Below are 11,716 nucleotides of genomic sequence, written 5' to 3' on the forward strand. Positions count from 1 at the left end.
AGGTCGTCATGTCCCAGAACCTCTCCCGCCTATCCGCCCCCCTCCTGTTGCTCGCCCTGGCCGCCTGTGCCGGGACGCCCCAACAGGGGCGGTTCCTGACCAGCTATGAGGGTCTCTCCCCGCGCGCCGACATGGTTCGCGCCGGCGCCCTGGATCGCTCCGACAAGGCCGCCCTCGACCAGGTCAAGGCGGTGAGGATCGAACCCGCCGTCTTTGCGCCCCAAGCCGAGGCCCGCGCCTGGATGACGCCCGTCGAACAGACCGCCATGCTGCGGGAGGTCGACGCCCAGCTATGTTTTGAGCTGTCAGAGCGGTTCGAGATCGCTGGGGCGGACGCTGCCCCCGATGTCCCGCGGGTTCGCGCCGCGGTCACTGAGGTCATCCCCACGGGTCGGGTAGGGTCAGCGGCGTCCGCCGCCGCCGGCTTCTTCATCCCCGGCCCTATCGGCGTCCGCGTGCCCGGGACCCTTGGGGGCCTGGGCGCAGAGGCCGAGTTGCTTGACCCCGCGGGCCAGCAGATCGCCGCCATCGTCTGGCGGCGCACCGCCGGCGCCATCGGCACCGACAATCCCTCCCTGAGCCGAATTGGCGACGCCCTGCAATTTGTCGAGCCCTTCGCCGACGCCGCGGCCGCCGCCATGACGCCAGAGGACCACACCGCCCGCAAGATCACTGCAGAAACAGATCCCTGCCTGGAATTCGGCTCCCGCTTCCGGGTCGAGGGCTTCGGCGCCCGGTTCATCACTGGCCTCTATGTGCCTGAGGCAAGCGCGGCCCGGCCGGCGCAGGCTGCGCCCCAGGTCGATCCGGCGTCCCAGCCGTGACCCTGGCTGAACAGGCCGCCCCCTCTACGGACGGGCCCGGCCTGACCGTCTGGTATGATGGGGACTGTCCGCTCTGCGCCCGGGAGATCGCCCTGATGCGCCGCCTGGACGATGAGGGCCAGGTGGAGTTCGTCGACCTCGTGACGGCCGCCGAGACGCCCCTTCCAAGGCAGGCCATGCTCGCCCGGTTTCATGTCACCACCGCCGACGGTGTGACCGCCTCAGGCGCCGCGGCCTTTGCGCAGCTCTGGCGGCGGCTACCGGCCCTCCGCCCCCTGGGCCGACTCGCCGCCTGGCCACCTTTGCTCGCGGTGCTGGAACAGGCCTACCGCCTCTTCCTCCGGGCTCGCCCCGCACTGCAGACCTGGGTGCGACGGTGGGAGGCCGGGCGCGGTGGGCCTCGCTCATGACCGCGCCCAAGAAAATCCCGCCGGCGGCTCTGCTGCTTGGCGCGGCCGGCGTCATCCCCTTCGCCGCCCTGGCCCTGCTGATCGTCCTGGACGGCGCAGGCCTGCTGGCCCCGGAACAGGCCAAACGGGTCCTGCGGCTCTATGGCGCCGTGATCCTCTCCTTCATGGGCGGGGCGCAGTGGGGTCTGGCGACGGCCCGCGCCGACGGCCCCAAGGCTCGGGCCCTGGCGGTGAGCGTCCTGCCGGCCCTGTTCGCCTGGGCCGCCTTTCTGGTTCCGGCCGGGCCCGGGCTGCTCGCCCTGTCGGCCGCATTCCTGGCGCTGATGCTGTATGATCTCTGGACTGTGGGTCGAGGCGAGGCGCCGCTCTGGTATGGTCGTCTGCGGGTCGGCCTGACCCTGGCGGTCGTGGGCGCCCTGCAGATCGCCCTGGTCGCAGGCGGCGGCCTGAGCTGAAACGCCCCGCCCCCATGGCCCCGGCCGCGCGACCGGGATAAACATCGCGCAACACGCCAGAAGGAGCGCATCAGCATGGCCGGTCTGAAGGACAAGCGCGGCTTCATCGACAAGGACCGCCTGGACCTGTCGGAGCGCAAGGCCGTGGAGTACTGGATGAAGCGCTGGGGGGTGACCCGCGACCAGATTACTGCAGCCCATCGAAAGGTCGGCCGCATGACCAAGGATATCGCGGCCGAACTGGGCAAGCGTCGCTAGAGCGCGTTCCGATAGGTGGGAACCGGTTATCGGGACGAAACGCGCTCAAGACTTAGAGTTTAGAGCCCGCTGCGGCGGGCGGCTGCGCCCCTAGCCTGACGGCGGAGTCAGACACCATCCAACTCGCCAATCTCCGCACAGGTGTCGAGCAGTTGCTCGATAGCGGCGTCAAGGTGTTCTCCTTGCATCACTCTTCGCGGTCCGGAGACGGCGATGGCCGCCACCGGGCGCCCTCCCTGCCCGTGCAGGACCGCGGCGATCGACAGCGCCCCCGGCGTCAGTCCGCCGCTGAGGGCGTACCCCCGGTCGCGGGTGATCGCGATGTCGGCCATAAGCTCTTCCACGCTGAATTGGGCGGACGGCGCGGCGCTGAGTCCGCGCTCGACGATGGGACGCGGGTCGGCCATCACACTCAGGAAGGCTCGCCCTGATGCGGTCATGACCATCGGCGCGCGGGTGCCGTTCATCGGCGTGTATCGCAACAACCTCGCAGCCGCCACGCGATCCAGAAACAGCACCTCGTCGCCGACTGGGGTCACCAGGATGGCCGTGTCACCCGTCAAGGCGTGAAGTTTCTGCAGGTGGGGCGAGATCGCCCGCCGCAGGGGATGAGCAGAGATAATGCTGACGCCCAATTCCCAGGTCCGGAGAGAGGCGCAGTAGCGCGACGTTTCCGGATCCCGCTCCACATAGCCCAGCTCCACCAGTGTGCCGAGCAGGCGGTGGACGTTGCTCTTATGCAGGCCCGCCGCGTCGCTGATGGCGCTCAGGCGCATGGGGCGGCGGGCATGGGCCAGCATCTCAAGAACCAGCATGCCCTTCGCCACAGTCGTATCCATCGCTCCCCTCCAGTTTCTGCGAGTCGCCCTAAACCCAACATTTGTTCCAAATATCAGAACACAATTTCGACAGATAGACTCCTTTCTCGTTTTCGTCCAGGTTGACGAAATTGCCCGCCGCTATTTGGACAGGGCGTCAAATTCTGGGGGAAACCATGCTGAAGTCCGTGTCCCTTCGCAGCGCGTCCGTCTGCGCCATTCTGGCGGGCTCGGCCCTCGCGCTAGGAAGCGGAATCGCCCACGCCCAAGGGACCGAGGTGACCGAGGTTATCGTCACCGGTTCGTTCATCCGCGGCACCCCAGAGGACGCCGCCCTGCCCGTGAATGTGCTTTCGGCTCAAGACCTGCAGAAGCAGGGCGCGCCGGCGCTTGTCGATGTCATCAAATCTATTCCCGGCGTTCAGAGCGTGCTGGGCGAGACCAACCAGTTCGCCAGCCAGGCCACCACGGGCTCGGGGAACATCAATCTTCGCGGCCTGGGGGCTGTCCGCACCCTTGTCCTGATGAATGGGCGGCGCTTGACCAGTTCGCCGGGCGGCAGCGGCGTTGACACCAATCTGCTGCCCACCGCCGCGATCGGCCGCATCGAGGTGCTCAAGGACGGCGCGGCGGCGACCTACGGCTCCGATGCGATCGGCGGCGTGGTTAATTTCATCACCCGCCGGGACCTCAACGGCCTGGAGCTGAACGGCAGCTATACGCACATTGACGGGTCGGCGGGCGACTACAGCCTCAGCGCCAACTATGGGTGGGTCGGCGAACGCGGGGACATGCTGATCTCACTCGGGCATCGTCATCGCTCAGAACTGGACACCCTTGAGCGGGACTGGGCGGTCAACAGCTACCTGGAGAACCCCAACGGCAGTTGGTCGGGCTTCGGCAATCCAGGGACCTATATCGCCGGCGCCACGCGGATCGTGGATCCCGCGTGCCAGGCGTTGGGCAACACCCTGGTGACCTCGGCCGCCGGGACGCAGAGCTGCTATTTTCAGTTTGGCCGCTTCAACAATCTGGTGGAGACCGAGAACCACTATCAGGCCTACGGCCAGCTGAATTGGGATCTCAGCGAAAGGACGAAGCTCCATGCTGAAGTCCTCTATGCGAGCCACGACGTGCCGCACGAGGGGACCTCCCCTTCCTACGGCCCCACCCAGGCCTTCGGTCCCGGCGCAGCGTCCGGCTCCTTCATCATCCCGCGCAGCAATCCCGGCCTGTGCGGATCGGCGGGCGCAGGCGCCTGTCTTCCCGGCAGTCTGCTTGGCCAGCTGACCCCGGCTCAACAAGCCGCGGTGAATGGGTCTGGCTTTGTCGCCGCCAACATTCTGCTGTGGCGGCCCTATGGGGCTGGCGGCAATCCCCTGACCGGCGGCTCCAAGCCCGACCAGCGCTTTTTCGAGGGACTCCGCTTCTCGGCCGGCCTCACCGGCGAGTTCGGCGGTGGGATGGGCTGGGATCTCGCCGCAACCCACATGATCAATCGCAGCGACATCGTGACCTACGACATTCCTGTCGCGCGCCTGCACTACGCCTTGAACGGCTTGGGAGGGCCAGGTTGCGACACCGATCCCGCCACCCCGGGCGTGCAGGGGGGAACCCCCGGCGTGGGCGCGTGTCTCTATTACAACCCGTTCTCGAGCGGCATCGCGGCGAACGCCGCGACCGGCGAAACCAATCCGAACTATGTGCCTGGCTCTCCGGCGGCGCTCGCCAACAGTCAGGCGATCGGGGCCTGGCTCTTCCAGCCCTATGGCTACCAGTCCGAGACGACCCTCACGGTGATCGACGCGGTGCTGAACGGCCAGGCGCCGATCGACTTCGGCGCCGGCCCGGTAGGCTGGGCTCTTGGCGCCCAGCATCGGACCAATGGCTTCTCCAGGGAGGTCAATGACATCAATAACATCGCCTTGAATCCCTGCCCCGAGGAGGGGGTCACCAACTGTGTCACGGGCCGCGGCAACGGCGTCTTCGGCTTCCTGGGTCCGCTGAGCGAGCAGGATCTTGAAGGCAATGTCTGGGCCGCGTTCGGAGAGCTCCAGGTCCCCATCACCGACGCCCTGTCCATGCAACTGGCCGTCCGCCACGAGGAACACAGCAATGGCGTCGGCTCGACCACCAATCCCAAGGTGGCCCTCCGCTGGCAGGTGACCGACTGGCTCGCCCTGCGCGGCTCGGCGGGCACCACCTTCCGGGCGCCGACCCAGTCGAACCTGCTGCCCGACGCCAACACCACCCAGGCCTTCATCACCCAGACCAGCGGCTATCGGGCGTTCGACACCTTCGGAAACCCAAATCTCCAGCCGGAGACCGCCAATACCTACAATCTGGGCGCCATCTTCCGCCTGGGCGGCTTCAACGCCACGATCGACTACTGGGCCTTCGACTTCCAGGACACGATCGAGGCGGAGTCCGGGGCGGGCCTGCTCTCGACGATCTTCCCCAATGGCGCCTCCACGACCTTGCCCAACGGCTGCGTCGATCCGGCGCTATCAGCCCTGGTGGCCCGCTTCACCTTCCAGAGCGGCGTCTGCGCCCCCAACAATATTCAGCGGGTGCGGCTTGGGGTCATCAACGGCTCGAACATCAAGACCTCCGGGGTCGACTTCTCCGCCACCTACCGCGCAGACGATGTGTGGGGCGGGGCGATGACTTTTGGCCTCGATGGCTCCTACCTGCTCAAATATGACTCGGCGGCCTCATTCATCGAAGGGGTGCAGGTCCAGGGCGCCCAGAAGCTGGCTGGAACCCATGGCGGGACGGCCGGCGGCACGTCGTTCCCCGAACTCCGCGCCAATCTGTTCGGTGAGTTCACCCGCGACGTCCACAATCTGCGGCTGACCCTGCGATACATTGACAGCATGCAGGACGTGCGGGACGGCCGGTTTGGCGGAACCAATATCTTCGGCCCGAACGGGGCGGTCGCGGGCTACATCCTGCCGCAGGGCGCCAAACTCGACGCCTTCGTCACGGCGGACGCCAGCTACCGGGTGTTCCTGCCCTGGGACACCACGGTCACAGCCACCGTCGTCAACCTGTTCGACGCCGACCCGCCCTTCGCCCGCCGCGATCTCAGCTACGATCCGGCGACGGCCAACCCACTCGGGCGCACCTACCGCTTGAACATGACCAAGCGGTTCTGATCTTCCCCAAAGCGAGGGGTCTCTACGGAGGGCTGGCCCGCGGGCCGGCCCTCTTTTTTCTGGCTCAGGTCTCTGTCGCCCGGCGCAGCAGATCCAGCGCCGCGGCGGCGAAGGCCTCCATATTGGCCGCCCGGTCATCGGAGCCGGTGCGCAGGGTGGTGACCAGCTCCACAGGCCCAGACAGGGCGATGCAGGTGTGGCCGGCCGGGTCGCCATAGCCATTGCCGGTGGGTCCCGCCGCGCCCGTCTCCGACAGGCCCCAGTCGGCGCCGAAGCGCTCGCGCACCGTGCGCGCCAGCAACAACGCATAGGGCTCGGACGCCGAGCGCATGCCGGCCACCGCCTCCCGGGGGATCTCCAGCAGGCTCATCCGCGCCTTGCCCGTATAGACCACCGCGCCCCCCAGATAGTAGGCCGAGGCGCCCGGCACGGCGAGCAGGGCCGCTGAGATCAGGCCGCCGGAGGAACTTTCAGCCACCGCCACCTTCTGTCCGTGGGCCTTGAGCTGTTCGCCCACCTGCGCCGCCAGTTCCGCCAGATTGCTCATGCCTGTTTCACTCCCGTTTTCGGCCCCCAGCCTAGCAGGCCAGGATAACGAACGTCTTGGCCGCTGGCGGTCTCGGCCCCATGATGGCGCCAATTAGAAGCGCCGCGATTTTCGGGAGGATTTTCACATGGACGCCCAATCACAATGGACGGGCCTGGACGCCAAGCGTCTGGACCGCATCGCCGACCACCTGCAACGCAACTATATCGAGCCGCAGAAGATCGCCGGCTGTCAGGTGCAGGTCGCCCGCCACGGCCACATCGCCTACGAAAAAGCCTTCGGCTCCATGGATGTGGAGCGGGCCAAGCCGATGCGCGATGACGCCATCTTCCGCATCTATTCCATGACCAAGCCGATCACCTCGGTGGCGCTCATGACCCTGTATGAAAAGGGTCATTTCCAGCTCACCGATCCGATCAGCCGATTTGTGCCCTCATGGCGCAACCACCGGGTCTGGGTGTCGGGCGAAGGCGAGGACATGGTCACCGAGGCGCCGCACCGCCCCGTGACCTTCCGCGACGTGCTGAGCCACACCAGCGGCCTGACCTATGGCGGCGGCCTGCCCGGCATGGGCATCCAGCATCCGGTGGACAAGATCTACCGGGGCCTGAAGGTCCGCTCGGTCGGCGGCGCGGACTCCATGCAGGAGTTCATGGACAAGCTGTCCCAGGTTCCCCTGCTCTATCAGCCGGGCACGCGCTGGATGTACTCCCTGGCCACCGACGTCTGCGGCGCCCTGGTCGAGATCATCTCCGGCAAGCCCTTCGACCAGTATCTGAAGGAAGAGATCTTCGAGCCGCTCGGCATGGTCGACACCGCCTTCCACGTCGGCCCTGACAAGGTGGAGCGGTTCTGCGCCAACTATCAGCGCGGCCCGGACAAGAAGCTGAAGCTGATCGACGATCCCGGCGGCGACAGCCAGTTCGTCCGCGAGCCCGGCTTCAAGTCTGGCGGCGGCGGCCTGACCGGCACGGTGGCCGACTATGGCCGCTTTACCGAGATGCTGCGCCGGGGCGGCGAGTTGGACGGCCACCGGATTCTGGGGCCCCGCACCCTGGAAATGATGCACATGAACCACCTGCCCGGGGGCAAGGACCTGACTCAACTGGCCATCGGCGCCTTCTCCGAAACCGCCAATGAGGGCGTGGGCTTTGGCCTCGGCTTCGCCTCCACCATGGGCCAGGTGGAGACCGGTTCGCTCGGCGTCGGCGACTACTACTGGGGGGGCGCGGCCTCGACCATCTTCTGGGTCGATCCCAAGGAGGACCTGACGCTGGTCTTCATGACCCAGCTCATGCCGTCCGGCACCTTCAACTTCCGCGGCCAGCTGAAGAGCCTGATCTATTCGGCCATCACCGACTAGGACCACGGTCGGCCCGGACGTTCAGCGCGTCCGGGCCGCGCCGTCGGGCGCTGTCGCCTAGGCTGCGACCGCCAGGGCGTCGCGGGCGGCGCTGGCGATCTCTAGAGAGCGGATGCGCTTGGCCTGATCGAAGATCTGCGCCGTGATGATGATCTCGTCGGGACGTTGATCGGCCACGAACCGCTCAAGGCCGGCGCGCACGGTGTCGGGGCCGCCGACCACAGCCTGAGACAAGGGCGAGCCCGGCGCGACGGTTCCAGCAAGAATGCCTTCGGCGTCATCGACCGGCGGCGGCAACGGCCCGGGCTGGCCCCGATGCAGGTTCACAAAGGCCTGCTGCAGCGAGGTGAACAGAACCTTCGCCTCGGCGTCGGTCTCGGCCGCCACTAGGTTGAGCGCCAGCATCAGGTGCGGCTTGTCCCCCGGTCGGGCGGGTCGGAACTGCTGGCGATAGATGTCTGCGGCCTGGTCCATCATGGCCGGCGCGAAATGGGAGGCGAAGGCGTAGGGCAGGCCGAGCGCCGCGGCCAGCTGGGCGCCATAGAGGCTGGAGCCCAGAACCCAGACCGGCACCTTCGACCCCGAACCCGGCACGGCGCGCACCGTCTGGCCGGGCTGCGGGTCATCCAGCAGGGCCATCAGCTCCATCACATCCTGCGGAAACTGGTCGACGCCGCCGGCCAGGTTGCGCCGCAGGACCCGGGCGGTGATCTGGTCGGTGCCCGGCGCCCGGCCGACGCCCAGGTCGATCCGCCCCGGATAGAGGGCGTCCAGGGTGCCGAACTGCTCGGCGATGATCAGCGGCGCATGGTTGGGCAGCATGACGCCGCCGGCCCCCAGCCGGATCGTCGAGGTCCCCTCCCCCACATAGGCCAGCGCCACGGCGGTCGCCGCGCTGGCGATGCCGGTCATGTTGTGATGCTCGGCCATCCAGTAGCGCGCAAACCCCAGCCGCTCAGCGGCCCGGGCCAGATTGCGGCTGTCGCGAAGGGACTGGCCAGGGCTGCCGCCCTGGACGATGGGCGAAAGGTCGAGAACTGAAAGCGGGATCATGGAGGCTATATAGGTGGGTGCGGGGCAATTGCTCGGGCTCGCACCGAGGGACGGCTGTGCGCCAGTGGCAGACATTGGCCCTCCGCCGGAAACCAGACGCTGAAGCTGGCTGTCTTGTTTGGTCCGCTTTCGACAGATAACATGGGCCACCTGCGTCGCCGCGCAAGCGATCAGCCGGTGTATGCGCCAAGCTTGCTAGATGGACACGCGCAGGCGACGCGCGCGAGATTTGAACGCACCTTCGCCGCCTTCGAGAATGGCGCACACGCGCGCGCGTATCGATGCTTCATCCAGTCCTCCAGACGCGTAGCTGATTGACGGCATCTGCCCTGGAACGTGAGTGCCAGCCTCGGCGATGATGATCTGATCGGCATCCGTGTTGATGACGAGGTTTGCGTTGTGGGTGACCATGACCACCTGCCGTCGCAGCTTGGCGTCCGCGAATAGCGGGACGAGTTCGTCAAAGATCGATTTCGGGTCGAGATTCTCTTCCGGCTGATCGATGATCAGCGGGCGGTCATCGGAATGATCGAGAGCGAGATACAACAGCAACAAAACGATGCCCCGCGTACCGGGCGAAAGGTTGCGGATGTCCGTAAAATCGTAGTCAACCGAGTATCGGACCGTGATGTGATCGGTGCTGTATAGCCATTTGGCGAAGGATTTGAGCCACGCCCGGTGGGCCACTGGGTCGGTGTTCGCGACACGGGAGCTTGCCATCAGAACTTGGTCGTGGTTCGAGCGGAAATCTCGCATCGCGTCTGAGACCTCTTGAGCTGACCCTTCCTCCCACGCCTTTCGCAGATGCTTGTCCGCTAGCTCCAGCAGGGTGCCTTTGCCTTTGAAGGGACCAGCTTCTCGCAGGTCCACGAACGCTTCGCCCGCCAAAGCCCATTGCGTCAGGTCCGCTGTGCGGCGCACCGAGAACGCCAACTTCTTCAACGTCCCGGCCGAGTTCTCCAGTCGCGCTTTGATTGGAGAATAGAGATCGTTGAGCACCTGCTCCTCGGCGATGATGGAGTTGAACACACTCTCGTAGGCGGCCGTGCGCTCATCGACCAATGCCTCTCGCCGCTCGGCTGCCCCACTCGCGTCTTCCAACCGCTCTCTAAGGTTGGTCAGCAGATCGGTCTCGGCGATCACACGCGTTGAGAGCTGTGTGAACTTTTCCTGTGTCGCTCGATCGACATTGATGATGGCACTGAGACGGCCAACCTCGGCCTCCAGTATTGCGAGATTTTGCTGCTCAAGATCGAGGGTCTCGGCGAGCGGATTGGGCGTCGTGCCTGGGGGATTCGGCACGCCCTTCCACGATACCGAACTGGCGCGCGCCTCTTGCAGTCGCTGATCTATGACATCAGTGACTTGTCCAACGAAGTCCGTGCCGAACGGGTTCCAGTCGGTGTCATTCAACCCGCTCGTGCTGAACTTCGCCCTCAAGCTTCGCAGTGCCTCGGGGGACTTGTTGACACGGAAGTCACCCACCTCATCCTGAAGCGTCAGCAGCTGCTGCTCTCGAATGTTGAAGTGCCGCACGTAGCCACGCACCTTTTCAGCGGCGGCGGTGACAACCATGAGTCGGGCAGCCGTCGTAGCATCGCCTTTTTTTACGAGTGCAGCACGCTCCGCCGTGAGCCGACCTAGGTTCTGTTCCTTCTCGGTGATCTGCCGTTGAAGACCGACGATGCTTTTAGTTTTCTCGATTTCCTCGCCGATCCGTTCAGACAGATTGATCAGGTAGGCTTCATCACGCGAGCGTGCTTCGCGATGACGCAACGCGCGTAGGTCTAGCAGCTCTTTGAAATCCGTGGCGCCGTCTCTCGTGCTGACCGAGTGGGAATCGAACACGACCCTCTCGACCTCTCGTAGCAACTCGTCGGAGACGCCGTCAGACGAGCACAAACGTTCGACGAACTGCTGGGACAGATACTGCACTCGCTTGATCTGGAATTCCTCACCGTCAACAGCGTCGGCGATAGTTTGCTCGTCAGTCTCGCCCGATGCCCAGTTCACGTCGACGGATACGTCGGTCAAAAAATCTCTAGCACGGTAGAGGAACGACTGTTTGTGTCGGTCGAGCGGAAGCGGAACGGCGTCGCATCCGGCGACGATCAGTTCGGCCAGCGCGGTCTTGCCTGAGCCACGGGCACCAATAATAGTCACCAACCCAGGGTTGAGAGGAACGGCCGGCGTCGCTGTCCAACTCGCACCTTTGATGAGAACATCGGAGATCACTTGAGACGGAAGCGCGCCGGTCGGGGGAGTTTCGCCGGTATAGGCCCGCTCAGGTGAGATGCATGTTTGCCGAAGCGCTTCGAACGTCGGCGCGCCTTTGATCCAGCTAAATCGTTTGCCGTGCGGCTCGCCGACCCGCTCCATCGAATGCGCGTCGCTTCCGTGTAGGCAGGGTTTCTCACTGCCGTACTTTCGAACGAACTCTTCGCGCGGCAACGTTCGCGCTAGCCAGAAGTCTCGGTCCTTCGGGTTAGCCGAAAAGATCGCTCTGGAGAATTTCTCGACCTCGCGCCGAAGCGTTGCGTCCGCTCCATCCTGCATTCCCGATGTCCCGTCAGCTCCCGCTGCGACGGCAACCAGAATGTTATCCCGAGCCCACCCAAAGCCCGTAAAAATTTCTTTGAGCTGGTCGAAGCTAACCTTGAACTGGGTCGATCCATACCGCCGCGCTGCGCCCTCATCCCTGATGTTCGGGTCAGCCTTGAAGCCGAGGCGTGCGAGCTCTGATGGTGTACAACTGAAACGGTCATCTAGTGCATTGAATGTCAGGTTCGACAGAATCCGGTTCAGTTCATTCAGACGGTTTGGATCATCG

The 11,716-nt window shown here is 65.3% G+C and carries 10 protein-coding genes; 6 read left to right on the plus strand and 4 right to left on the minus strand.

Annotated features, from left to right (window positions below):
• Window positions 1-8: 8 nt before the first annotated feature.
• From Q7V15_RS05565 to Q7V15_RS05580, 4 genes are all read left to right on the plus strand, one after another.
• Complete coding sequence (locus tag Q7V15_RS05565; protein WP_304754444.1) at window positions 9-824, plus strand: DUF3313 domain-containing protein; 816 nt, start codon at window positions 9-11, stop codon at window positions 822-824.
• The gene (locus tag Q7V15_RS05570; RefSeq protein ID WP_304754445.1) at window positions 821-1,234 is read left to right on the plus strand and encodes a thiol-disulfide oxidoreductase DCC family protein; all 414 of its coding nucleotides are present in this window, start codon (window positions 821-823) and stop codon (window positions 1,232-1,234) included. Before Q7V15_RS05565 ends, Q7V15_RS05570 begins: the two co-directional genes overlap by 4 nt.
• Window positions 1,231-1,689, plus strand: a complete 459-nt coding sequence (locus Q7V15_RS05575) for a DUF3429 domain-containing protein (RefSeq protein WP_304754446.1) — start codon at window positions 1,231-1,233, stop codon at window positions 1,687-1,689. Before Q7V15_RS05570 ends, Q7V15_RS05575 begins: the two co-directional genes overlap by 4 nt.
• 75 nt (window positions 1,690-1,764) lie before the next feature.
• A complete protein-coding gene (locus Q7V15_RS05580) occupies window positions 1,765-1,947 on the plus strand; it encodes a DUF3606 domain-containing protein (protein WP_293320868.1) in 183 nt (60 codons plus the stop codon).
• 107 nt (window positions 1,948-2,054) lie between these two features.
• Here Q7V15_RS05580 and Q7V15_RS05585 read toward each other — a convergent pair whose 3' ends face one another.
• Window positions 2,055-2,786 (minus strand): IclR family transcriptional regulator, encoded by a 732-nt coding sequence (locus Q7V15_RS05585; protein WP_304754447.1) that lies wholly within the window; start codon window positions 2,784-2,786, stop codon window positions 2,055-2,057.
• Window positions 2,787-2,941: 155 nt separating this feature from the next.
• Here Q7V15_RS05585 and Q7V15_RS05590 point away from each other — a divergent pair, with 155 nt between their 5' ends.
• On the plus strand, window positions 2,942-5,923 hold the full coding sequence (locus tag Q7V15_RS05590; RefSeq protein ID WP_304754448.1) for a TonB-dependent receptor: 2,982 nt from the start codon (window positions 2,942-2,944) through the stop codon (window positions 5,921-5,923).
• Between the two features lie 64 nt (window positions 5,924-5,987).
• Here the strand turns inward: Q7V15_RS05590 and Q7V15_RS05595 are convergent, their stop codons facing one another.
• Entirely contained in the window at window positions 5,988-6,470 is a 483-nt protein-coding gene (locus tag Q7V15_RS05595; RefSeq protein ID WP_304754449.1) for a CinA family protein, read from the minus strand.
• Window positions 6,471-6,597: 127 nt separating this feature from the next.
• On the opposite strand from Q7V15_RS05595, the gene Q7V15_RS05600 reads away from it, so the two are divergent.
• On the plus strand, window positions 6,598-7,833 hold the full coding sequence (locus Q7V15_RS05600; RefSeq protein WP_304754450.1) for a serine hydrolase: 1,236 nt from the start codon (window positions 6,598-6,600) through the stop codon (window positions 7,831-7,833).
• Between the two features lie 57 nt (window positions 7,834-7,890).
• Here Q7V15_RS05600 and Q7V15_RS05605 read toward each other — a convergent pair whose 3' ends face one another.
• Complete coding sequence (locus tag Q7V15_RS05605; RefSeq protein WP_304754451.1) at window positions 7,891-8,886, minus strand: LLM class flavin-dependent oxidoreductase; 996 nt, start codon at window positions 8,884-8,886, stop codon at window positions 7,891-7,893.
• A 195-nt stretch (window positions 8,887-9,081) separates the two neighbouring features.
• Window positions 9,082-11,716: TrlF family AAA-like ATPase (locus Q7V15_RS05610; protein ID WP_304754452.1), on the minus strand; the 2,635-nt coding region annotated here is incomplete at its 5' end.

The sequence above is a fragment of the Phenylobacterium sp. genome (assembly GCF_030651755.1).
Lineage (GTDB): Bacteria > Pseudomonadota > Alphaproteobacteria > Caulobacterales > Caulobacteraceae > Phenylobacterium.

Bases quoted from the DNA above. Each gene is read 5' to 3' on its own strand.
- Q7V15_RS05565 (WP_304754444.1), top strand. From the start codon at position 9: ATGTCCCAGAACCTCTCCCGCCTATCCGCCCCCCTCCTGTTGCTCGCC.
- Q7V15_RS05595 (WP_304754449.1), bottom strand. From the start codon at position 6,470: ATGAGCAATCTGGCGGAACTGGCGGCGCAGGTGGGCGAACAGCTCAAG.
- Q7V15_RS05580 (WP_293320868.1), top strand. From the start codon at position 1,765: ATGGCCGGTCTGAAGGACAAGCGCGGCTTCATCGACAAGGACCGCCTG.
- Q7V15_RS05600 (WP_304754450.1), top strand. From the start codon at position 6,598: ATGGACGCCCAATCACAATGGACGGGCCTGGACGCCAAGCGTCTGGAC.
- Q7V15_RS05575 (WP_304754446.1), top strand. From the start codon at position 1,231: ATGACCGCGCCCAAGAAAATCCCGCCGGCGGCTCTGCTGCTTGGCGCG.
- Q7V15_RS05590 (WP_304754448.1), top strand. From the start codon at position 2,942: ATGCTGAAGTCCGTGTCCCTTCGCAGCGCGTCCGTCTGCGCCATTCTG.
- Q7V15_RS05585 (WP_304754447.1), bottom strand. From the start codon at position 2,786: ATGGATACGACTGTGGCGAAGGGCATGCTGGTTCTTGAGATGCTGGCC.
- Q7V15_RS05605 (WP_304754451.1), bottom strand. From the start codon at position 8,886: ATGATCCCGCTTTCAGTTCTCGACCTTTCGCCCATCGTCCAGGGCGGC.